This window comes from Enterococcus sp. AAFC-DPL-5146, assembly GCF_058216635.1.
This window is the reverse complement of sequence record NZ_CM177103.1, coordinates 2,347,815-2,369,857: the sequence shown is the minus strand read 5'-3', so window position 1 is coordinate 2,369,857 and position 22,043 is coordinate 2,347,815. Positions and strand designations below refer to the sequence as shown.

The 22,043-nt window shown below is 35.2% G+C and carries 22 protein-coding genes, 1 tRNA gene, 1 pseudogene and 1 other annotated feature; of the genes and pseudogenes, 21 read left to right on the top strand and 3 right to left on the bottom strand.

The window, feature by feature from the left end; all coding sequences use genetic code 11:
• The first annotated feature begins 179 nt into the window (after positions 1-179).
• The 4 genes from AC4BB2_RS10855 to AC4BB2_RS10840 all read left to right on the top strand — a co-directional run bounded on the left by AC4BB2_RS10855 (position 180) and on the right by AC4BB2_RS10840 (position 3,117).
• Entirely contained in the window at positions 180-863 is a 684-nt protein-coding gene (locus AC4BB2_RS10855; protein WP_490472948.1) for a uracil-DNA glycosylase, read from the top strand.
• A gap of 152 nt (positions 864-1,015) precedes the next feature.
• A complete protein-coding gene (gene pta, locus AC4BB2_RS10850; RefSeq protein WP_490472947.1) occupies positions 1,016-1,996 on the top strand; it encodes a phosphate acetyltransferase in 981 nt (326 codons plus the stop codon).
• A 126-nt stretch (positions 1,997-2,122) separates the two neighbouring features.
• Positions 2,123-2,596 (top strand): tRNA (adenosine(37)-N6)-threonylcarbamoyltransferase complex ATPase subunit type 1 TsaE, encoded by a 474-nt coding sequence (tsaE, locus tag AC4BB2_RS10845; protein ID WP_490472946.1) that lies wholly within the window; start codon positions 2,123-2,125, stop codon positions 2,594-2,596.
• Positions 2,593-3,117, top strand: coding sequence for a GNAT family N-acetyltransferase (locus tag AC4BB2_RS10840; protein ID WP_490472945.1), 525 nt, complete (start codon positions 2,593-2,595; stop codon positions 3,115-3,117). Before tsaE ends, AC4BB2_RS10840 begins: the two co-directional genes overlap by 4 nt.
• 101 nt (positions 3,118-3,218) lie before the next feature.
• Here the strand turns inward: AC4BB2_RS10840 and AC4BB2_RS10835 are convergent, their stop codons facing one another.
• Entirely contained in the window at positions 3,219-3,911 is a 693-nt protein-coding gene (locus tag AC4BB2_RS10835; RefSeq protein ID WP_490472944.1) for a Crp/Fnr family transcriptional regulator, read from the bottom strand.
• A 311-nt stretch (positions 3,912-4,222) separates the two neighbouring features.
• Between AC4BB2_RS10835 and AC4BB2_RS10830 the strand changes: the two genes are divergently transcribed.
• From AC4BB2_RS10830 to AC4BB2_RS10815, 4 genes are all read left to right on the top strand, one after another.
• The gene (locus tag AC4BB2_RS10830; protein ID WP_490472943.1) at positions 4,223-5,980 is read left to right on the top strand and encodes an Ig-like domain-containing protein; all 1,758 of its coding nucleotides are present in this window, start codon (positions 4,223-4,225) and stop codon (positions 5,978-5,980) included.
• 25 nt (positions 5,981-6,005) lie between these two features.
• Positions 6,006-7,619, top strand: a complete 1,614-nt coding sequence (locus tag AC4BB2_RS10825; RefSeq protein WP_490472942.1) for an Ig-like domain-containing protein — start codon at positions 6,006-6,008, stop codon at positions 7,617-7,619.
• 152 nt (positions 7,620-7,771) lie between these two features.
• Positions 7,772-9,106 (top strand): MucBP domain-containing protein, encoded by a 1,335-nt coding sequence (locus AC4BB2_RS10820; protein WP_490472941.1) that lies wholly within the window; start codon positions 7,772-7,774, stop codon positions 9,104-9,106.
• Between the two features lie 161 nt (positions 9,107-9,267).
• A complete protein-coding gene (locus AC4BB2_RS10815; protein WP_490472940.1) occupies positions 9,268-10,596 on the top strand; it encodes a 6-phospho-beta-glucosidase in 1,329 nt (442 codons plus the stop codon).
• 26 nt (positions 10,597-10,622) lie between these two features.
• Here AC4BB2_RS10815 and AC4BB2_RS10810 read toward each other — a convergent pair whose 3' ends face one another.
• Positions 10,623-11,375, bottom strand: a complete 753-nt coding sequence (locus AC4BB2_RS10810; protein WP_490472939.1) for a MurR/RpiR family transcriptional regulator — start codon at positions 11,373-11,375, stop codon at positions 10,623-10,625.
• Positions 11,376-11,775: 400 nt separating this feature from the next.
• Here AC4BB2_RS10810 and AC4BB2_RS10805 point away from each other — a divergent pair, with 400 nt between their 5' ends.
• The 12 genes and pseudogenes from AC4BB2_RS10805 to AC4BB2_RS10750 all read left to right on the top strand — a co-directional run.
• Positions 11,776-11,970, top strand: coding sequence for a hypothetical protein (locus AC4BB2_RS10805; protein WP_490472938.1), 195 nt, complete (start codon positions 11,776-11,778; stop codon positions 11,968-11,970).
• Between the two features lie 24 nt (positions 11,971-11,994).
• Positions 11,995-12,504: a phage major tail protein, TP901-1 family gene (locus tag AC4BB2_RS10800; protein ID WP_490472937.1), complete on the top strand. Its 510-nt coding sequence runs from the start codon at positions 11,995-11,997 to the stop codon at positions 12,502-12,504.
• Positions 12,505-12,570: 66 nt separating this feature from the next.
• Positions 12,571-12,912, top strand: a complete 342-nt coding sequence (locus tag AC4BB2_RS10795) for a tail assembly chaperone (protein ID WP_490472936.1) — start codon at positions 12,571-12,573, stop codon at positions 12,910-12,912.
• Between the two features lie 38 nt (positions 12,913-12,950).
• The gene (locus AC4BB2_RS10790) at positions 12,951-13,253 is read left to right on the top strand and encodes a hypothetical protein (RefSeq protein ID WP_490472935.1); all 303 of its coding nucleotides are present in this window, start codon (positions 12,951-12,953) and stop codon (positions 13,251-13,253) included.
• 15 nt (positions 13,254-13,268) lie between these two features.
• On the top strand, positions 13,269-15,446 hold the full coding sequence (locus tag AC4BB2_RS10785) for a phage tail protein (RefSeq protein WP_490472934.1): 2,178 nt from the start codon (positions 13,269-13,271) through the stop codon (positions 15,444-15,446).
• A gap of 13 nt (positions 15,447-15,459) precedes the next feature.
• The gene (locus AC4BB2_RS10780; RefSeq protein WP_490472933.1) at positions 15,460-16,227 is read left to right on the top strand and encodes a distal tail protein Dit; all 768 of its coding nucleotides are present in this window, start codon (positions 15,460-15,462) and stop codon (positions 16,225-16,227) included.
• On the top strand, positions 16,224-19,031 hold the full coding sequence (locus AC4BB2_RS10775) for a phage tail spike protein (protein WP_490472932.1): 2,808 nt from the start codon (positions 16,224-16,226) through the stop codon (positions 19,029-19,031). Before AC4BB2_RS10780 ends, AC4BB2_RS10775 begins: the two co-directional genes overlap by 4 nt.
• Before the next feature lie 26 nt (positions 19,032-19,057).
• On the top strand, positions 19,058-19,933 hold the full coding sequence (locus AC4BB2_RS10770; RefSeq protein WP_490472931.1) for a phage baseplate upper protein: 876 nt from the start codon (positions 19,058-19,060) through the stop codon (positions 19,931-19,933).
• Positions 19,933-20,163 carry a hypothetical protein gene (locus tag AC4BB2_RS10765; RefSeq protein WP_490472930.1) on the top strand — a complete coding sequence of 77 codons (231 nt, stop codon included), beginning with the start codon at positions 19,933-19,935 and terminating at the stop codon, positions 20,161-20,163. Before AC4BB2_RS10770 ends, AC4BB2_RS10765 begins: the two co-directional genes overlap by 1 nt.
• Complete coding sequence (locus AC4BB2_RS10760) at positions 20,160-20,444, top strand: collagen-like protein (RefSeq protein WP_490472929.1); 285 nt, start codon at positions 20,160-20,162, stop codon at positions 20,442-20,444. The genes AC4BB2_RS10765 and AC4BB2_RS10760 overlap by 4 nt, the downstream gene beginning before the upstream one ends.
• Positions 20,444-20,974 (top strand): hypothetical protein, encoded by a 531-nt coding sequence (locus tag AC4BB2_RS10755; RefSeq protein ID WP_490472928.1) that lies wholly within the window; start codon positions 20,444-20,446, stop codon positions 20,972-20,974. Before AC4BB2_RS10760 ends, AC4BB2_RS10755 begins: the two co-directional genes overlap by 1 nt.
• 107 nt (positions 20,975-21,081) lie before the next feature.
• Positions 21,082-21,285, top strand: a pseudogene (locus AC4BB2_RS10750) (ABC transporter ATP-binding protein); the annotation flags it as partial.
• A gap of 100 nt (positions 21,286-21,385) precedes the next feature.
• On the opposite strand, the gene AC4BB2_RS10745 reads toward AC4BB2_RS10750, so the two are convergent.
• Positions 21,386-21,459: transfer RNA gene (locus AC4BB2_RS10745), tRNA-Arg, on the bottom strand.
• Positions 21,460-21,631: 172 nt separating this feature from the next.
• Positions 21,632-21,710 (top strand) — a sequence feature (ribosomal protein L21 leader region).
• Between the two features lie 19 nt (positions 21,711-21,729).
• Between AC4BB2_RS10745 and rplU the strand changes: the two genes are divergently transcribed.
• Positions 21,730-22,038 carry a 50S ribosomal protein L21 gene (rplU, locus tag AC4BB2_RS10740; protein WP_069634416.1) on the top strand — a complete coding sequence of 103 codons (309 nt, stop codon included), beginning with the start codon at positions 21,730-21,732 and terminating at the stop codon, positions 22,036-22,038.
• Positions 22,039-22,043: the final 5 nt, after the last annotated feature.

Here is a 22,043-nt window from a genome sequence, read left to right as displayed (position 1 = left end):
CCCTCGTCTATTTAACGTATCTATATTTTACCATGTTTTTTCCATTTCAGTGCAGAAAAAAATCTCTTGTCACTTTTAAAAAAATCCGATATGCTAAAAGTGTAAAAGAAAACTGTTAGAGTAATGATATAATTAGTATATACAAACATGAATTAGTTAGAATTAAAGGAGGATAAAGAATGAAAGCAATTATTCAAAATAGTTGGCAGAATGTTTTAGAGGAAGAATTTACAAAGGATTATTATTTGCGTTTACGAGAATTTTTAAAGCAGGAATACAGTGAACAAACAATTTATCCAGACATGTATCATATTTATTCAGCGTTGGAATTGACACCTTACGAAGAGGTAAAAGTAGTGATACTGGGTCAAGACCCTTATCATGGACCTAATCAAGCGCATGGATTAAGTTTTTCTGTGCAGCCTGGTGTGCGAACACCTCCTTCTTTAATGAACATTTATAAAGAACTTCAAGATGATTTAGGCTACCCACCAGTTTCACACGGTTTTTTAGAAAGCTGGGCAAAGCAAGGCGTCTTATTGTTGAATACCGTTTTAACCGTTCGCAATGGGCAAGCTTACTCACACCGAGGGCAGGGATGGGAAAACTTAACGGATGCAATCATCAAAAAATTAAATGAACGTTCAAAACCAATCGTATTTATTTTATGGGGGAAACCAGCACAAGAAAAAATAAAAATGATTGATACGAATAAACATATCATTATTAAGTCACCTCATCCAAGTCCATTAGCTGCTCATCGTGGTTTTTTTGGCTCAAAACCATTTTCGAAAACAAACCAAGCTTTAGAGGGGTTAGGTGAAGCACCAATCAACTGGCAATTACCTGATACAGTGTCTTAAAACAGGTCTTTCTGTTATAGTGCAGTGAGGAGAGTTTGTGAAAGTGATATCAGAATCAGTATTTTTTACACTAATACAGCTATAAATAACTGTTATTTTCTTGAAGAATGGTGTATGATTAATTTGTATAAATAATCATTGGAGGGTATATCGTGGAATTATTCGATAGCTTAAAATTTAAAGTCATTCGCCGTAACATCAAAATTGTTTTCCCAGAAGCAACAGATCCTCGTATTCTAGGAGCTGCTGCTCGTTTGAAAGCAGAAGAATTAATGGAACCAATCTTGATTGGAAAAAAAGAAGCTATTATTGAAGCAGCTAATGCTCGTGGAATTAAAGCGTCTAGCTTTACAATCGTTGATCCAGACAATTACGACGGATGGGAAGAAATGGTTGCTGCATTTGTTGAACGCCGCAATGGAAAAGTCACAGATGAAGATGCACGTAAAATTTTAAAAGATGTAAACTACTTTGGTACAATGCTAACTTATATGGGCATTGCTGATGGCATGGTTAGTGGAGCAATTCACTCAACTGGTGACACGGTTCGTCCAGCATTACAAATTATCAAAACAAAACCAGGTGTCAGCCGCACAAGTGGTGCGATGATTATGGTTCGTGGACGTGACCAAGAAAAATACATCTTTGCAGATTGCGCAATCAATGTAAATCCAACAGCTCAAGAATTAGCTGAGATTGCTGTTGATAGTGCGAAAACAGCTGAATTATTCGATATTGAACCAAAAGTAGCAATGATGAGTTTTTCAACAAAAGGGTCTGCAAAAGCACCTGAAGTTGATAAAGTTGTTGAAGCAACTAAAATTGCTAAAAGCTTAGCACCTGAACTTGAAATTGATGGGGAGTTACAATTTGATGCTTCTTACGTAGCGTCTGTAGCTCAATTAAAAGCACCAAATTCACCTGTCGCTGGTCAAGCAACAGTCTTTGTTTTCCCTGAATTACAATCAGGAAATATTGGCTACAAGATCGCTCAACGTTTAGGCAACTTTGAAGCAATCGGTCCAATCTTACAAGGATTAAACAAACCAGTTTCTGACTTGTCTCGTGGAGCAAATGAAGAAGATATCTACAAATTATCAATTATCACTGCTGCACAAACATTAATGAGCTAATTACACTTAACTAGCGTATCAAAGTATAACGTTTACCGTTTTCTTTGGTACGCTAGTTTTTTTTTGAATAATTCGGTATACTACACTACATAGAAACATTGAAAGCTTAAGTAGGCAGGTGAAGAAATGGATAGTACAATCAATACGCCAGAAGAAACAGAGACGCTAGCAAAAATGATTGGTTTAGTTGCTGAGGCAGGTAACACCATCATTCTTTCAGGAGACTTAGGTGCAGGGAAAACCACGATGACTAAAGGTATTGCTTTAGGCCTAGGGATCAAACAAATGATCAAAAGTCCCACTTATACGATTATTCGCGAGTATCAACAAGGACGTCTACCTTTGTATCATATGGATGTTTACCGTATCGAATCTGGTGCAGATGATTTAGGCTTAGATGAGTATTTTGAAGGCGACGGATTATCTGTTGTAGAGTGGGGGAAATTATTAGGTGAATTTTTACCAACAGACTATTTAGATATCACTATCACAAAAGATTCTGAAGATATGGAAAAAAGAATAGTTTCAATGCAAGCTTTAGGAGCGAAATCAGAAAAGTTCTTAAAACGTATCCAGAAAAAAATGGAGGAAAATGTATGACAGAAGTTGAATTTACGATTCGGGAAGCCGTTCCAACTGATGCTACTCAGATTTTACATGCATTAAAAGTTATTGGTAGTGAAACACCTTACTTGGTAATGGATGAAAAAGGGATGGAAATGACGCCAGAAGAAATGAGTGAGAATTTGGCAAACCTTTATGAATCTCCTAACAATGTTTTGATGGTTGCCTTAGCAGACGAAAAAGTGGTTGGTACAGCTTCTGTAAAGGCCTCTTCTAAAAAACGTATAGAGCACATAGGAGAGATTGGCATCAGTATTTTAAAGGAGTATTGGGGCTTTGGTTTAGGCAGTTTAATGATAGAAGACCTAATCCTGTGGGGGAAAGAAAGTAACGTTATTCGTCGTTTAGAGCTGACTGTTCAGCATCGAAATAAGCGTGCTGTCCACGTATATGAAAAAATTGGCTTTAAAACAGAAGCAATCATGGCTCGTGGAGCAAAAACGGACGATGGCGAATTTTTAGATGTTCATTTGATGAGTATGATGATTGATAAATAATAGGATTGCTTTGGTTAAATAGTTTTAACCTCCCGAAGTTGCTGCTAGAGAGTGCAACTTTGGGAGGTTATTTTTGTTTTAGCAATGTTAAACGATATCGCTTAAAAAAGAAGATCATCCAGATATTTAGAGAGTAGATCATTGTTGTTGCAAAATTTAATTATATGATGGCGATAACGAATTAATTGTTTATTCTCAAGGTTTAAAAGGACTTTTGTAACGTAAGGGCGTGAAACATTTGAAAATTCAGCTAAAAGTGAATGAGTCACGAATTTAGGCAATATGAAATAATTTTTCGATTTCTTCCCTAAATATTGAACGAGCAGAACAAGTGAAGTGAAGACACGTTCATATCCAGATAATGACGATAGATACCAAGAAAGGTGAACTTTTTGTGTTTGATGGTAAAAATTTTTATAGAAAATATCAAAAATTTCTTTATCTGTAGGATCTAGATTTGAGAAAGGAACGACTTCCAATGTAACATTTTCAAGTGATATAAAAAGCCATGGATTGTCTGATTTAGAGCTGTGAAATAAAGTGTTTAAACCTAGAAATTCAGATGGACCCAGTATATCAAATGATTTAAGATTTCCTTGTTTGTCTATTACTGAGGATTTCACATACCCAGACTTAATATAATATAAGTGATTGGGCAAAATTTTATGGGTAAAGTTTGTGTGTTCGTTGATAATTATAGTTGTATTTGTTTCTTTTTCAGATAATCGCAGAAATAATTTTGAATTTCTTTCTTTGAGGTACATGTGATAGTTAAATAAATCGTCTATAAACATACTTATCTCCCTAAATAATTAATTTTGAATTCCATCTTAAAGAATAAGATTAACACATTTTTGTTTATTTAATTGTTATTTTTTACAAAAAGCCAATATAATTAGTGGTAGATTTAAATAAGATTAAAAAAGTAGCATAATGTTACTCAGGAACATAGTTATCATTTTTATTTATATTAATATAACTTATAACAACAGTATTGTTATTTTATCCCTATAAACAATGGGTTGTTAAGATATTTCGGAAGGTGGAGATTGAAAAGGCAAGGAAAGGTTAATTCAAAAATAAACAGTCGGAGGGAAATAGTTAAATGTTTAGTCAAAATAATAAAACGAAATTAATTCTTTTTTCTTTTTTATTTATTTGTTTTTTTGTTAGTAGTGGTATTGCAAATGAAGCAAGTGCAGAAACAATTAAAGAACAGGACGGTTTTACTGATGGACTTGGATTAATCCCAAAATTAGAGAAGTCTGGAAGAGCAACTGTTTCTGGCGCACAAATTCAGAAATCAGCAAATTGGGACAGATATAACTATGGTACATTTGAAGGAGACCTTTTAAGTGAAGGTCAAATATCAACTAGAACAACAATGATTCGTGTAACTAAACAGAATAGTTATTGGGATCGCTATGTAGATGTGATTATTTTAGATGAGAGTGGAAAAACATCCTATGCCAGTGGGCGAATCAATGTACATGGCAAAGAAACATATATTTCATTAAAACCTGGCGTTTTAAAACCAAATACAACATACTTACTTGGTGTAAATGAACGTTGGTTACTTACAGGAATCATTGCTGACAGCTATCCACTAGGTTATTTCAATGTTTCCGCTGGTCAAACACATACACCACCAACTATTGAAGCCTCGGACCGTAAAGTTCCTTTGAATAGCTCATTTGATTATATGGAAGGGGTTTCTGCCCATGATGAAAATGGAGAAGATATCTCTCATTTGATTAGCTATTCTGGAATGGTTAATACTTCGCAGGAAGGAAATTATTTCATCACCTATATGGTGTCAGATAAAAATAATTTAACAGCTACTAAAACAATTAATGTAACTGTTTTTAAACCTGAACCTGAACACTTAGAGAAACCTATAGTGGATACTGTAACTGAAGAAGATACTCTTGTTACGGGGACGGCGGTTGCAAATACATCGATAAATATAACTATTGGTCAAGAAAAATACCGAAGCAAAGTGTCACAATCAGGAAAATTTTCTATCAACTTGGAGCAAGCTTATCCAAAAGGAACTCAAATTGAAGCTTATGTCGAAAATGAGCAAGGAGACCGAAGCGAGTCTGCTTTTAGCACAGTTCAACCAGCTCAAATTGAATTAGAAAAACCTGTATTAAATGAAATCACAGATAAAGATACAGTCGTTACTGGAAGTGCTAAGGCTAATACTCAAATCGATTTGATTATGGGAGTGGACAAATACCGTGAAAAAGTCGGAAGTGATGGAACATTTTCTATTGCTTTAGATCAAACATACCCAGCTGGGACTGGTGTCGAAGCATTCATTACTGATGATCAAGGGAATAAAAGTGAAAGTACCAAAACAATTGTAAAAGCAGCAAATGACGAGATCGGAGTTAACCCGATTTATACATCAGACTCAATCATAACAGGTAAAACAATTCCTAACGCTAAAATAGAAGTAAGTGTTGAAAATATGCGTGCACGCATTTATGAAGGCACCTCAGATTCCCAAGGTAATTTCATTATAGACATGAAAGGAAAAACATATCCTGCAGCAACTCAAGTTGAAGTGACAGTCTTTTTCCCAGATGGAACTAAAAAAAGTAAGAAAGTCATTGTTTATCCAAAAATTCCAACTGTCAATACTATCAATGAAGTCTCTAGAGAATTAACTGGAACAGCTGATCCTAATGCTTCTATCAAAGTTTCTTCAAATAACGGTTTATTTTTCAAAGGAGAAGCGGATGCGGCAGGGAATTTCAGAATCCCAGTTAGTGGATTGAAGCAAGGGAACATTTTATCTGTATACCAAACAAGTAATGGAATAGATAGTGATGCAATTACGATTACTGTACAGTAACAACTATAAAAATAAGAGGTGTTTTATGAAGAAAAAAGTCTTACAAACGACAATCCCAATTGCGGTACTTTTAGGAGCATTCCTATTAAATACGACGGAAGTTTCAGCAACACAATCTCCATTAAAAAATATGTTAATTACTAGTAGCCAATTAAATAAAGCCGTTGACCCATTAGATGTAACGGTTGGTTGGGATATCGAATTTGAAAGTAGCTTACCAAATATTCATGTAGAAGATGTGTTTTTGGAAGGAAGAGAGAATGCATCACTTCATCAAAAAATGCTAATCAATAATGCTGCAAATATTGGTGAAGCTAAGTTACATGCAACGAAAACAATTCCTATGAAAAAAGGACATGAATATAAAGTTAATTTAATCTATGCAATGCAGTTTACTAAAACAGGGACAGGATCAATCGATTTTAACGGTGACAAAGTTTCTAATACCGATCCAAATGGAAACGATGCAAAAGATCATTTTTACACAAAAACAATCACACCAGATAAAGACATGAATTACGTCATTACCATTGATTACAAAATTCCAAAAGTTTCTAATGTTTATTTAAAATTAGCATTTGATACAGAAGGTGAAGGAGGGATTGTAGAAACAGCAGACTTGAAAGCACCTGTACTAGATGCACCCGAAGCAAATCAAAAAGTCATCACTGGAAAAGGTCAGTCAGGGAATACGATTGAAATCCAAGATTCAACTGCAACAGTTTTAGGTACAAGTAAAATAAATGCAGACGGTAGTTTTTCTGTAACAGCTAAACGCCCTTTCGTTTATGACGAAACGATCAAAGGTATACAAGTCACAGAAGCTGGTGCTCGTAGTGAGGAAACGACAACAAAAGTGATTGATACGATTGCTCCAGACGCACCTACTTTAGAGAAAGTAACGAATGAAAGTAACGAAGTGCGTGGAAAGACAGAACCAAATGCGTTAGTAAATCTAAGTATGGGTTCAGATACTTACCAAGAATATGCGGATGATAAAGGCAATTTCACGATTTATCTAGAAAAAAATTATGATTTTGGAACAAAAGTATCTGCAACTGCTACAGATTTAGCAGGGAATGTTAGTGAAGCAACTGATATGATTGTGGTCTACGCTACGGAATTGGACGTGAAATTTACTGAAACGATTACAAGTAATGACACGCAGTTAATGGGTGAAACAACAAGAGGAAATGTAGAAGTTGAAATTAAAATCAATTCTAGAGTTTTCAAAGTTACGTCAGATGAAAATGGACAGTTTGTTGTCGATTTAGCGCGTGCATATCCTGTAGGAACAGAGATAAACGCAAAAGTAGTAGATGAATATGGACAAGACAAAACTGCCAAAACAATTGTGACACCTAGATCACCTTCACTTTCAAGTCTTGCATCAGGCGATAAGTTGATTACAGGGAATGCTGATCCAGATGCTAAAATCAAAGCAACTGTTAATCATGGCGAAAATACTTATGAATTTGAAGTGATGTCTGATAAAGAAGGTAATTATACTATTGAGTTAAAAGATGATGAAGACAAACCATTTGCATTAAGCGTGGGTGACTCAGTAGAAATCAAGTCCGTATTTGAAGAATTAGGTATGGAATCAGAAACAACATATCAAGGGATTTTTTCTTTTTAAGTAACTAGTAACCAGTCTTAATTTACACAAAAAATATGAATTTTAGGTCTGAGATAAAGCGACAAGTTTGCTTTATCTCAGACCTTAAAATCAAATAGATGCTAGAAAATACTCTGGCAAAATTGGATTAAATTAGATAGGAGATGGAATAGATGAAAAAAAATAGGTGCGGGCTTCTTTCGTTGCTAATTATTTTATTTTTTTTAACGATTGGTTCAGTCAGTTATGCTGAAGAACAGAGAAATAATAATGAATTAGACGTTGCAAATGGTTGGACAATTGATTTTAGTGCAAGTTATCCTAATTTTGATAAAGATGACATATTCATTCAAAATCATGTAAATCCTTCTTTAAATCAAAAAATGATTATTAATAATTTTGCTAATATAGGGAACGCAGAACTGACAGCGACTAAATCAATTCCAATGAAAAAAGGCTATGAGTATAATTTAAATTTGATTTATGCAATGAAATTTAACGAAGCACAAAGAGGATGGATTGATTTCAATGGCGATAGAGTTTATTCAGAGATGGAACCTTATCCAACAGACAAAGAATACAAGAAAACAATTATTCCGGAAGAAGATTTTACATATACGATTACGATTCATTTTGAAGTAAAAACAAAGGAAAATGGTTATTTGAAGTTAGGTTATTCAATGGACAATGAGGGAATAGAAGAAATTCCAGAACCTATTGATTCTTCTGTAACCGTCCACTATGCTTCAGAAGATGGGCGACCCCTCATAGAAAATGAAGTTGTTACAGGGAAGGTTGGGGAACCGTACTCTATTTCACCAAAAGAAATTGACGGTTATACTATGAAAGATGTACAAGGAGAGAGCTCTGGGCAATTTACAAATGATCCAAAAGAATTGACGTTTATCTATTCCAAAAACACAGAAAATGCAGAAAAACGTGGATCAATAACAGCCTATTATCAAGATGAGGCGGGTAATAATTTAGCAGAGCCTACCACCAAACAGGGATTGATTGGCGAAAAATATCAAACGGAACAAAAAGAAATTGACGGCTATACATTAAAAACAATCCAAGGAGAACAAGCAGGAACCTTTAAACAAGAGAATCAATCCATCGTATATATCTATGAACAAGTTAAGACTTCTATATCTGATTCAAGAGTTACGATTTATTATCAAGATGAAAATGGGAATAATCTAGCAGATCAAGTAGTCAAAAATGGGCTATTGGGACAAACGTATAATGTTGATATCAAAGATATACCTGGGTATTCTTTAAAAGAAGTAAAGGATGACCATCAAGGTGAATATACTGAAAATGATCAAGTGGTCAAATGTGTTTACGTAAAACAAGCAGTTGTTTCTTCAACAAATCAGACACTTGTTGAAAGTCCAAAGCAAATACCTTTACTTGGGGAAAGTGGCAAACGTATATTACAGATATTAGGTGCAGTGATTTTAGCCGCTCTATTGACCTTTTATATTGTGAAAAAGCGCAAAAAATAGTGCTAAAAGATTGTGTCATTTCAATGAGTGTAACAAGGTGTAACTAATTTGAAACCAGTAACACTTTCTAAACGATGTAACAACGTGTTGAGGAACCCTATACATTAAGTAGGCTAGTAGCTATACTTAAGTCAAAGAAAAGTGCATAGGAGGAAAACAACATGTCAAAGGGAATTAAAATCGTTACAATCGGTGGAGGATCAAGTTATACACCTGAATTAGTGGAAGGTTTCATTAAACGTTATGATGAATTACCAGTACGTGAATTATGGCTTGTTGATATTGAAGCAGGAAAAGAAAAATTAGAAATTGTTGGAGCAATGGCAAAACGCATGGTCAAAGCAGCAGGTGTGGATTGCGAAGTTCACTTAACCTTGGATCGTCGTGAAGCATTAAAAGATGCAGATTTTGTAACAACACAATTACGTGTAGGATTGTTAGATGCACGTATTTTAGACGAACGAATTCCATTGAGCCATGGCATGATCGGTCAAGAAACCAATGGAGCTGGAGGTATTTTCAAAGCCTTGAGAACTGTTCCGGTGATTTTAGATATCGTAGAAGACATGAAAGAACTTTGCCCAAATGCTTGGTTGATTAACTTTACAAACCCAGCAGGTATGGTAACAGAAGCCGTTTTACGTTATGGTCAGTGGGATAAAGTTGTAGGTTTATGTAATATTCCAGTCAATGCGGTCTTTGAAGAAGCGGCATTACTAGGTGAAAATAATCGTGATCTATTCTTCCAGTTTGCAGGAATCAATCATTTACATTGGCATACCATTACAGACAAAAATGGAAATGACCGTACAGATGAATTAATTAAAGTGATGTATGGCCAAGATGAAGCTAAATCAATCGTGGCAAATATTAAAGATAATAACTTGATTTGGGAACAAGTAGAAAACTTACACATGGTTCCTTGTCCATATCACAATTATTATTACTACACAGATAAAATGTTGGCAGAAGAATTGGAAGACTTCAAAAATAACGGTACACGTGCTGAAAAGGTCAAAGAGATCGAACATGAATTGTTTGAATTGTACAAAGATCCTAATCTAGACTATAAACCAAAACAATTAGCAGAACGTGGTGGCGCTCGTTATAGTGATGCAGCCTGCGAAATCATCAACTCTATTCATAATGATAAACGCACAACGATGACTGTAAGCACTAGAAATAACGGGACAATCACAGATTTACCAGCTGAGAGTGCAGTAGAAGTTACATGTACGATTACTGGTAAAGGTCCAGTACCTTACAACTTTGGCGGCTTCAAACCGCAAGAACGCGGATTGTTGCAAGTGATGAAGTCAATGGAAGAATTAACGATCGAAGCGGCTGTTACAGGTGATTACGGAACATTGTTACAAGCCTTTACCATGAATCCATTGATTACTAGTGGAGATGGTGCTAAAGAAGTAATGGATGAATTATTGGAAGCACATAAACAATATTTACCAGCTTTCTTTAAAGAAGGGAAATAATCTGAAAAAGCAAGACAACTCATTTTTTATGAGTTGTCTTGCTTTTGTTTTTGAACTTCTTTTGCCAAATATTCTACTGTATAAAGAGCTGGTACTTGAGAGGTAATATCACTATCCCCGATTCTTTCTGTCGAAATATAATAAGGAATATTTACATCAGAAAGTGCAGCAATTGGAGACTTCTCACTATTCGTAATAGAAATAATTGAACTGTCATTCGTAATAAAATGGTTCAGATAATTAATAATGGCTTCATTCTCGCCACTGACAGAAAGAGCAATCACACAAACATTTTTCGCCATACTTTTATTAAAAAAATTCACTGGATGATTGATAGGATCTTCAATATGAAAAGCCATACTGAAAATAGAAGAAAAATACAACGCACCATATTCAGCAATAATATTTGACGATCCCGTTCCAATAAACAACACAAGATCTTTTTCAGATAACAATTTTGCCGCTGCCTGAATTCGTTCTTGATAAAAGCTTTCTGTAGAACGTTGAATAAAATTCGTGAAAGATGTTTCATCAACCGCATGTGTGGCAACGACTTTAGCTGAATCTTTTCGATATAAATTCAACTTGATTTTAAATTCTGAAAACCCTTCACAACCAAACTTTCGACAAAAACGCAAAATACTGGCGGTACTGCTATGGGTTTCTTTCGCTAACTCACGAACTCTCATATAGACGACTTCATCAATGTGAGAAGCAATATATTTATAAATTTCTAAATCGATGGGGCTTAAATCTGGACTGTGATCTAAAAATAACAAGGTCTCCACTACTTTCTATCTTTATTTAAATCAATACTGCAAACGAACTGTTTGATTGGCTGTTTGGAATAATCTTTATTAAATTCTTTAATGATTCTCATTCCATTTTTTTAGCTATCTTTTGAGAAGCAAGATTGCTATCTCGGATGATTGAACTAATTTTTTTTGCTTTAGGAAGAACTTCTATTATTTTACCATAGTAACTGGCAATGGCAGAGGAAAATAAGTTTCCAAAATCCATTTAGTGAAAGAAAAGTAAAAGGAAATTGGAACAATGTTGGTAGGAAACTGGGAGTTTATGATTAATATTTCCTTGTATACTAGGTTCATCAAGTAATAACTGCTACAAAAGTTCGATGATTATAGTCGCCCGTGACTTTAAATGAGAGGAGATGTCAAGGTGGAAAAGAGCGATGTTTTTTTGAAAGATAACATGTATTTAACTTTTCTGCAGCAGGATAAGACCATCCAAAAACAATTGAAAATTATCAAAAAGCTGCAAAAAAGAGTGAAAGAAGAACAACGAAGAAAAAATCAATTGGCATCTCAATTAAAGCGATCGTTCCAACATGTAGAAGAACTAAAACAGCAGTAAAACATTAAAGGAGGAAATGAATATATGACAGCATTAAGCGGAGTAGATGTCGTTTGGCGTTTTCGTTTAGCCGAAGACGAAGGAAATGAACGTGCATGGGGGTTAGCCTACAGTACAGAAAATGGTTATTCAAAATCAAAAGAAAGTGAATCAACTGTTACAAAAGACGGCAGCGTGGTTACACCAGGAGCGACTGAAACCACTGTTACGGCAACAACATTATATAAAATTGGTTCGACTCAAATCGATAAATTAGAAACAGCAATGGACGAAAATAAACGTGTTCAAATTTGGCGTATCAATACCAAAGAAATTGGTACGGGTAAAGACGAAGGGAAATATAAAGCAAAATATTTTGAAGGCTTTTTTACTTCATTTGAAGAAACAGATTCAGCAGAAAATAAAGTTGAATACTCTTTGGAGTGGGCAATTGAAGGTGCTGGGAAAAATGGATTTGCAGCTTTAGAACTTGATACTTCTGAAGGTGGAGATTATGAATTTAAAGATACAGTGAAAGCAGAAGCAGCGTCATAATAAATTATATTTGAGTAGATAAAGAGGTTAGTATAACTGACCTCTTTTAAAATAGGAGGAATAGAAATGGAATTATCAATGAATGAAAAAACATTTGACTGTAAATTCGGTTACGGATTTTTAAAAGAAATTAATAAGCGCTATTCAGTAGAACGTGGTGGAATGCAGTTGAAATTAGGGATTGGAGCAATTGTTTCAAATCTTCTTTTATCTGATGTGGATACGTTATTTGAAACGTTATTGATTGCAAATGTGACAGAAAAACCTCGAATGACAGTTAAGTTCTTAGAAGAATACATCGAGGAACATGGTACAAAAAATCTGTTTGAAGAAGTGATTAATGAGCTAAAAAAGTCGGAATATACCGGACTGATGACCAACAAGATGTTGGAAGAAGCACAGGTGTAACGACCATTGATTTTGATGAAGTATATGAACAAGTTCGCTTGAACTGTTTACGTTTTTTGAAAATTGACGATTTTAAGGAAATTGATCGTTTAACGATTCCAGATTATGAATTGCGAATGAAAGCCTACCAATTAAAGCAATTAGATAAGCAATATGAAATTCATATGCAGGCTTGGGCAACCGTCATGGCGGGACAAACACGTAAAGGTAAACCAGTGTTTAGGACATTTGATAAATTCTTTGATTATCGAAAAGCAGAAGAGAAAATACTGGGAAGACAGAAAACAACGTCTCCTGATAAGGAGAGACTTCAAAATTGGATAGCGAATTTTAATTCATAGGAAAGGAGGGAGGAAATGGAGAAAAAGATTGATGTGATAGCAGTTTTAACAGCTGTCGATAAAGAATTTAATAAATCGTTATCGAATGTTTTAAACTTAATAGATAAAGTTAAAGTATCAGCGGATATGCTTACAGAAAGTATATCACAAATGTCTATTGGGTCAGCTTCTTTTATTTTAATTGCTGATTCTGTAACTGTTTTAAGTGCATCATTGAGTCAAATTATCTCTCAATATGCAACGTTAGCCAATGCACAGAAAGAAATTATTCCTATCCAAAGCACGATGAATAATGCGTCTGAAGCTACGAATGAATTATCTACAAACTTAGAAAGAATTACAGAGAGATTGAAAGAAGCATCTGTGTTTGGCAAAGAATTTGATTCACTTTCTAATGGCTTTAAGGCATTTCAAGATATAGCTGATGTAAGTGGTTTAAATGATTTAAAAGAAATGATTATAGGTGTCAGCACAACCTATTCGGGACTTATATCTAAAAATGGTCAGCTAGGTAAAACAATCAGTGATGTCAAAGAAAAATATTCTTTAGCAAAACAAGTGATGGCAGGGAAATTGGAAGTTGATGACTCTTCATTCAAAAAACTTGAGGACGGCATGCAAGGATTTGTTGAAAAAATTGCTGGTACAAAAGAAAAATACGGGACTTTTGTTTCGGATGCTAAAGATAAAATGAACGTTTTTGGACTAGCTTTTATGGATAAAGTTCCGATTGTTGAAACATTTGGGAATAAAGTTTTAGATGCAGCTCAAAATTCAGAAACGGCTTTAGGGACAATTGTAAAAGTCGGTAGTGGTGTAGGCGAAAAATTGGGATCATCATTTAATGTGGGAACAAAGGCATTAGGAGGAATGGTTCAGGGACTGACTTCTATCATGGGGATAGCTATAAAAGCTTTAGCGCCTGCAGCAATAATCGGGCTTGCTTTAGCAGGGCTTGGATTAGCAAATAGTCAATTTGGCAATGAGCTACAAGGGATGGTTACTACAGCTATAGAAAAAGGACCAGAAATCATTACTGGTTTTGTGAATGGAATAATTTCAAAATTACCAGATTTAATGACATCTGGTACACAATTAATAGCAGGGTTTGCAGAAGCAATTGCTGTGAATTTGCCTGTGATTATGCAAAGTGCAGTTGATTTAATCAATACGTTGGTTCAAGGTGTGATTGAAAATTTACCAACATTAATTAGCTCTGCTCTAATGATTATTGAATCTTTGGCGATTAGTTTATTAGAAGCTGCACCTCAATTGTTGAATACTGGTTTAGATTTATTACTTGCACTAGTAGATGGTATTTTAGCAAATAAAGATCAAATAATTGACACAGTCACCAATATAATTGAAGCATTTACTACAAACATTACGAATAACTTACCAATGATTATCGATAAAGGGATTGAGATTTTAACTAAATTGGCAGAAGGAGTTGCTTCAGTATTACCAGCTTTAGTGCCAGTAGCGTTACAAGCCATTACGACGTTAGTTAAAACACTCTCTGAAAATTTACCGAAATTATTAGATGCAGCTGTAGAGATTGTAGGAAAACTTTGTGAAGGATTACTTGCGAATTTACCACAAATTTTAGGTGCAGCGGCTTTATTAATATTTGAAATTGTTAAAGGGATCATAACAAATTTACCTAAAATTGTAATCGCTGGGGCACAAATTATTGGTGTAATATTAGGAGCGTTAATAAAAGCTCCTGTAGAATTATATAAAGCTGGAGAAAACATGATTAAAGGGTTGATTGATGGTATCAAAGGCATGGCTAAAGCAGCATTAGACGCAGTCATGAACATTGGTAAAAGTATTGGTGATGCCTTCAAAGGTCTTTTCAAAATTCATTCACCATCCCGCTGGATGCGAGATGAAATTGGTGCAATGCTTCCAGCTGGTTTAGCGATTGGTATCGAAAGAAATGCGCATATTGTAGACAAACCAATGGATGATTTAGCTTCTAAAGTCTTCTTACCAAGTTTAGACAGTCTTGATCAGCAGGTGGATAGTGTTCAAAAACTTTCGACTCAATCGAGCAGCACACAAACCCTACAAGTAGAAAAACAACCCGCAACATTCAACATCAAACTCGGCAATCAACAATTCAAAGCCTTTGTTTCAGATATTTCAGAAGCAATGGGACAAGATTCTGCAATTAACTTAGCATTTTAGAAGGAGGGAAAAAATGTATTATTTTGAAGACACAACAAAAAAAGTCCACAAAGATGATTTGATCCTTCCTTCCTCAGCCATGATGTATGACGGTGTTTATCTAGAAAAAATGATCGACGGTTATCGTACATTAGCGATAACAGGCAGAGAAATGCTATCTCTTGATATAGAAACCCAAGAGACTCAAGTGGGAAGTATCAAATTAAATCAAAAATTACCATCTCGAACAATCAAAGTGACCTATCAATTGATTGGAAAAGACGCAAAAGATGTTCAGAAAAAATACCATCAGTTGATGTGTTTACTTTATAAAGAATCGGATGTCGAAATTCGCTTTAAAGATGAGTTAGATTATCATTATTATGGACAATATACAACAACTGACGAAGTACGGGGAGATACGAATAGTATCATTTCAAGTTTTGAAATTCTTTGTACTGATCCGAAAAAGTATTCGGTTTTATTAAAAACAGATGGAGAGATCACAACGTATTTACCTTATCAGACAACACCTGAAAAAATTGAAGTAATTATTGAAAAATTCGGTCCTTTGATGATAGCAAATGGCGAAAAAACGATTAAAATCACTAGCTACAATTTAAATACTGGCGATCGAATTATTTTTGATTTTTTAAAAGGGAAGGTCTATGTAAACGATATTGACCAGACTTTTTTACTTGATTTAGAAAGTGATTTTGAGAATTTTACGATCAAAGAAGGACAAACAATCCATTGTACCAATGGACAGATGATTATTTCTTATCGGGAGGTGCAGTTGTGAGCAAAAGTGTTTATTTCTTTGATGAACGTCAGCACTTAATTCGGATCGTTAAGGAAAATGAATTAATAGAAGTGATTCAAGAAAAAGAAATCACTTCGAATAAAGCTGAATTAATGAACGATACTTTAAGCGTATCAACAATTTACGACGAAGAGTTGAAAACCGCCGCATACATGGCTGTAAAAGAAGAGTCATCTTCATATAGTCTTTATAGAATTATTTTAGACAGTGAGTCAGAGAACCTCTTATCCTTTACAGGCATTAGTTTTGCACCAGACGAGCTAGATTCTTATGTGGTTAAAAATGTACAAGTGAAGAATGAATCAATAAAAAATACATTGCAAAAATTATTAGCAGAAACAGAATGGCGTTTAGGAAAAATCGACGCTAATTTACCTTTAATCACAGAGGATTTCAGTTTTCTTTCTGTAAGGGATGCATTAAAAAATATCCAAACACAGGGATGCGAAATTCTATTTAAATATAAAATCGATGGGATTGGTATTACAGAAAAATGGTTGGAAGTTTATCATGAAATCGGTGAACAGAGCAAGCAGCGTTTCACTTATGGTGAGAAAGCGTTAAGTATTGTAAAAGAACAAGACCGTAACCAAGTGTATACAAGTTTAATCGGCCGTGGTCGTGGAGAAGATGTTGGGGATGGAAAAGGAAAACGGATCGAATTTACAAATGTAGAATGGAAAAAAACAAATGGTAAACCATTGAATAAACCCAAAGGACAAAACTGGCTAGAATTTCCTGAAATGACGAAACAATATGGTATTCCATTGAAAAATGGCGGTATGAGAAAACGAGAGAAAGTAATTGTATTTGATGAAGATGAGAATCCGGAAACATTACTAAAACATACCTATGATTCCCTTGTAGAATATTCTCGCCCGCTGACTCAATTTAAAACGGAGATTTTAGGTGGAGACACTATTGGAAATACAGTGACTATTCATAGACATGACCGTAACTATCATTATAAAACACGAATTTTCAAAGTTAAAATCGATCGTCTTACAGGAAAAGTCGAAGCAGGTCTAGGGGATAATATTACAAAAAGTATTTCAAAAGCCGCATCGGATCTAAAAGGAAATGTAGAGTCTTTAGAAGAAAAAAAGATGACTTTTTACGATTCTGAAGAAATTTCTAAATGGCAAGATGACATTATTCGTGGAGCCAAAGGCGGTTCTATAAAGCTGATGAACGGGATTGAAACAGGAAAATCCAATAGTCGTGAACCGTATCAACAAGTCTTTATGAATGGAAACTCGTTAGAGAATAGTAAACATTTTTTAATAATGAACTCTGATGGGATTGGATTTGTTAAAGACAAATTTACAAACAAACCTAAAACAGCTTGGACGATTGATGGGAAATTTAACGCTGATTTCATTCAAGCTGGTACCTTAGAGGGCGTTACAGTTCAAACAAAGAAAGATAATAATTTTCAAATCAAGTTACAGTCCAATGGAACGATTGCTTTTAGAAATCAAAAAAAGAATGAAGAAGAAGGCTGGATTGGTGCAGTAGTAGATGGGAAAACCAAAGAACCAGTTGGCGTTGCCATTTGTCAAATTCCGGGATATCAGTTTTCAATTGGTTCAGCGGTTTCTAAAGAAGAAAGAGCACCAAGTGCAGTGTTTGAAATTCCTAAAGAATCAAACGCCAATAAGAAAATATGGCGATTACATGGACAAGGAGAAATTAATGGTGACTTAAACATCACTGGTAATCTAAACATTAAAGGGAAATTATTCCTAAATGGCAAAGAAATCACCGGTAATGGGAATGGCAGTGGTGGTAACGGAGGTACTGGTGGTGGATATCCACCTGAGGTGACAACTCAAACAGATAAATTTGCTTGGGATTTGTGGAGTTTTCTAACTTCCAATGGTTATAGCCAAGCAGCAGCAGCGGGTATTTTAGGGAACGTTCAACAAGAAACAGGCAGCACGATGAATCCTGATACAGACCAAATCGGTGGACCAGCATATGGTTTAGTACAATGGGATGGTTCAAGCTATCCGCTAATTGGTAGTCCGACTTGGGATGGTCGTGAATACGTTAAACGTTTGATTGGAGCAGCGGGTATTACAAATGATTACAAATCAACATTAGCGCAAGCAAAACTAATTGATTGGTGTATGTACAATGGACAGTGGATCGGTGTAGTTAACCCAACTAGTGTTAGTGTTTTTAAGGCCATTACAGATCCAGCAACGGCTGCTTATGCTTTTGAAATGAATTTTGAACGCCCTAAAAATGCACACCCAGAAAGACAAGGCTATGCACGAGAATGGTATAACAAATTTAAAGATTTAAAAGCGTCAACTGGAACAGGCAAAGCAGGATTGAATCATTTAGAATCATTAGTTGGTCGCTATTGGGGAAATGGTCAATGTTATGCTGTACCGGCAGAATATTCAGGTTTTCTAGGCGGTTGTGGTTTGGGTGCCCAAACGAGTTATCCTTTAAGTCATGTGATCGGAAATACTGAAGCTGCGGCTGATATTGGTAGCTCGTATGATTGGTCAGCAGTTGGTTGGAAAGTTATCTATCAACCTGAGTATAAAGACTTGCTGACAGGAGCCATAATCAATTGGAAACGTGGTGGAAATATTGGCGGATTCAATGTTGACTATACTTATGGACATACAGGCATCATCAGAGGATTAACTGCTGGTGGATTCCAAACGTATGAGCAAAATATCGGAAAAGGTCAAATTATCGAAAGATACGAACGTCCATGGGTTGGATCAAGCGAGATAAGCTCAATTATTATACCGCCCAAATAATTAATTCAATAGAAAGGAGTGAGAAAATGTCAATTATCTATCCAATTTTTTTATCAACTACACAACCAAATGACAATATCCCTTCAATTATGATTCGTCAATTCGACGAAGGAACACAAGTCTTGGATGTGACCATAACAGAAAATGGAAAACCAAAAGACATTTCAAATTTAACCCCATTTTTCTGCGTTAAACAAGGACATCATGCTGGACTCGGTTTGTCTGAGCAAAAAGTCAATAAAATCATTGATGCAAAAAAAGGGAAATTTCAATACACATTAACGAATTACGATATGCAAAATATCGGAGAAAATACCGCTTATTTCAGTTTTAGAGAACTTCAAAAGGATCTAAATTGGAGGCAACAATTTTCAACAAGAGATTTTATTTATCAAGTCAAAGAAAGTATCTATGATGACGGGATCAAAGACAGCAACTATATTTGGACTTTTGAAGAAATCCTACGCTATTTCACTGAATGGGTGAAAACATGTCAAGAGGTTTATGATGACTGGTATATAGAGGCACAAGAAGAACTACAGCGGGTTATTGGGGAGTTTCAAGAGTGGATCACAACTAGTCAGCAGAAATATGATCAGTGGACAGAAACTCAAAGAGAAGAGTTTGACAAATGGTTTGCTACTATCAAAGAAATCTTAGATGGAAATGCTGCAGGCAATCTTTTGAACTTAATTGAAGAATTGAAACAAGCGCATTTTACATTAAAAAGTGGAGAACTTGGTATCCTAAGAACAATCCGAGATGATAAATTTAGTTTGAATCATGGCGTGACAAAATTAGGAACGGTTACTCATAAAAAAGAAGCTTCGGCTTTAGTCGTAGCTGAAATCGATAATGAAAAACAAAATACTTTCTTCCTAAGAAAGGTAGGTTCAGTTTAATGGCAAATGAAGTAGAGATTAAAAAAGTAATGGAAACCGATAAATCTGGTGTTCAGCGTCAAGTTTTCCCTGAAACACATGTCAGTGCAATCCTTGGTTTAGATAAAACCGGAACAGTAGGAACAGGTGTGACATCAATCAATGGAAAAACGGGAGATATTACATTAACAGCGAAAGATTTAGGAGTACAAGGAACAGGAATAACAATAGATAAGGTGGGAACAGTATGACAGATATCGTTGAATTAAAGAGTGATGGCGTTGTTGTTTATCCAAAAACACATGTAAACGCTGTGGAAGGATTTACAACGATCAAAGGTGAAAAAGGGGATGTAGGACCAGCAGGCCCACAAGGTACAACTGGAGCTACAGGACCCCAAGGACCAGCGGGAACAAATGCAACAACGACTACTGCAGCAACACAAACAGCTAACGGACTAATGAGTGCGTTAGATAAGAAAAAATTAGATACATTACCAACAATAACTTTTAGTAAGGTGGGATCAGTATAATGGCAGATATTGTACAATTAGAAGAAAAAGGAAATTTACTTTATCCAAAGACGCATACAAGTGCTATTGATAATTTTGATGAAGCAGTGGTGAAGAAAACCGGAAATGAAACGATTGCTGGAGTTAAGAATTTTAAAGACGGGCTTCAAATCAAGGGGAAAGATATCAATTTGCAGCCAATTCAAGTAGGGGAATGGAAAGATTGGAATCTAGGAGCAGATTTTCAAAAATACGATGATTCAGTTAATTATAAACCGATGTGGCGAATAGTAACGATAAATGGTTTGAACTTTATGCAAAGTAAAGGAATTGTCAAGTGGAAAGGCACTGGAAAAGGGAGCGCCAAAACAGCTTATTCTTTTATAAAACATGGTAATACAATTCCGTTTATGTTTGAAATCCCTTTAAGTTGTCTAGATAATGGAGTAGTCGGATTATTTAGTTTAGGCCGAGATGGAGGTACTTCATTTAACGCAACAGGTGATTGGACAGGAGTTAGAGTCTCATTTTTTGTTCCTATTTTTAACTAATTACAAATGAAATAAACGATTTAAATACTTGGGAAGTAGTTACGAAATATGAATGTTATTAAAAAAGTATTATCAATTATTTCCCATTACTCGATAAATACGATACAGCTATTGATACATGAACAGAAAAACATGTTCAAGAAGGCATGGAATGTTTAATGATAGGAAAAACGGTGTTTGTTATTCCCCATCGTTTATCGACTATCCAAAATTCAGATGCCATCATGGTAATGAATCATGGCTGAATTATTGAACGAGGCAGCCATGAAGATTTACATGAGGAAAAGGGAATTTATCATCAGTTGTACACATTTACACAGAGAAAGTTGAACTTTCTTAGAAAGAAAACAAAAATACCAACCACTGGAAAAGTCCAAGGGTTGGTATTTTTCATATAAACGTTTAAAATAATACGCCAAGAGAGATTCGAACTCCCGACCGCTCGCTTAGAAGGCGAGTGCTCTATCCAGCTGAGCTATTGGCGCAAAATGTTAACGCAACAGAATTTATTATAATGAACATAGAAAACAAAGTCAATCATAAATTAGAAATAACAACAAAGTTTTTTCCAAAAGTCGTTTATACGTCTTGAAAGCTAAGTTTTTATTGACTATTAAACCTTCTTTTGGTATGATATTAATGTTGTAATTGTGGACTCCACAGCTACAACCGCACAGAACAAGTTTTTAAGCATGACGTCATGTTATCACTTGGGATGGCGAGTCTAAGTCTAGAAGAAGGAGGTGCTGTATAGCATGTACGCAATTATCAAAACTGGTGGTAAACAAGTAAAAGTTGAGGTAGGTCAAGCAATTTACGTTGAAAAATTAGACGTAGAAGCTGGCGAAAAAGTTGTTTTTGACGAAGTTATCTTAGTGGGTGGCGAATCTACGAAAGTAGGAGCTCCAACTGTTAAAGGTGCAACTGTTGAAGGAACTGTAGAAAAACACGGCAAACAAAAGAAAGTCGTGACTTTCAAATACAAACCTAAAAAACACACTCACCGCAAACAAGGTCACCGTCAACCATATACAAAAGTTGTAATCAACGCAATCAACGCATAATTCTT

What these genes read in the sequence shown, in the direction of transcription:
- AC4BB2_RS10840 (WP_490472945.1), top strand. Translation starts at nt 2,593, where the DNA reads ATGACAGAAGTTGAATTTACGATTCGGGAAGCCGTTCCAACTGATGCT.
- rplU (WP_069634416.1), top strand. Translation starts at nt 21,730, where the DNA reads ATGTACGCAATTATCAAAACTGGTGGTAAACAAGTAAAAGTTGAGGTA.
- AC4BB2_RS10760 (WP_490472929.1), top strand. Translation starts at nt 20,160, where the DNA reads ATGACAGATATCGTTGAATTAAAGAGTGATGGCGTTGTTGTTTATCCA.
- AC4BB2_RS10825 (WP_490472942.1), top strand. Translation starts at nt 6,006, where the DNA reads ATGAAGAAAAAAGTCTTACAAACGACAATCCCAATTGCGGTACTTTTA.
- tsaE (WP_490472946.1), top strand. Translation starts at nt 2,123, where the DNA reads ATGGATAGTACAATCAATACGCCAGAAGAAACAGAGACGCTAGCAAAA.
- AC4BB2_RS10755 (WP_490472928.1), top strand. Translation starts at nt 20,444, where the DNA reads ATGGCAGATATTGTACAATTAGAAGAAAAAGGAAATTTACTTTATCCA.
- AC4BB2_RS10780 (WP_490472933.1), top strand. Translation starts at nt 15,460, where the DNA reads ATGTATTATTTTGAAGACACAACAAAAAAAGTCCACAAAGATGATTTG.
- AC4BB2_RS10830 (WP_490472943.1), top strand. Translation starts at nt 4,223, where the DNA reads ATGTTTAGTCAAAATAATAAAACGAAATTAATTCTTTTTTCTTTTTTA.
- AC4BB2_RS10855 (WP_490472948.1), top strand. Translation starts at nt 180, where the DNA reads ATGAAAGCAATTATTCAAAATAGTTGGCAGAATGTTTTAGAGGAAGAA.
- AC4BB2_RS10795 (WP_490472936.1), top strand. Translation starts at nt 12,571, where the DNA reads ATGGAATTATCAATGAATGAAAAAACATTTGACTGTAAATTCGGTTAC.
- AC4BB2_RS10835 (WP_490472944.1), bottom strand. Translation starts at nt 3,911, where the DNA reads ATGTTTATAGACGATTTATTTAACTATCACATGTACCTCAAAGAAAGA.
- AC4BB2_RS10820 (WP_490472941.1), top strand. Translation starts at nt 7,772, where the DNA reads ATGAAAAAAAATAGGTGCGGGCTTCTTTCGTTGCTAATTATTTTATTT.
- AC4BB2_RS10800 (WP_490472937.1), top strand. Translation starts at nt 11,995, where the DNA reads ATGACAGCATTAAGCGGAGTAGATGTCGTTTGGCGTTTTCGTTTAGCC.
- AC4BB2_RS10815 (WP_490472940.1), top strand. Translation starts at nt 9,268, where the DNA reads ATGTCAAAGGGAATTAAAATCGTTACAATCGGTGGAGGATCAAGTTAT.
- AC4BB2_RS10785 (WP_490472934.1), top strand. Translation starts at nt 13,269, where the DNA reads ATGGAGAAAAAGATTGATGTGATAGCAGTTTTAACAGCTGTCGATAAA.
- AC4BB2_RS10770 (WP_490472931.1), top strand. Translation starts at nt 19,058, where the DNA reads ATGTCAATTATCTATCCAATTTTTTTATCAACTACACAACCAAATGAC.
- AC4BB2_RS10765 (WP_490472930.1), top strand. Translation starts at nt 19,933, where the DNA reads ATGGCAAATGAAGTAGAGATTAAAAAAGTAATGGAAACCGATAAATCT.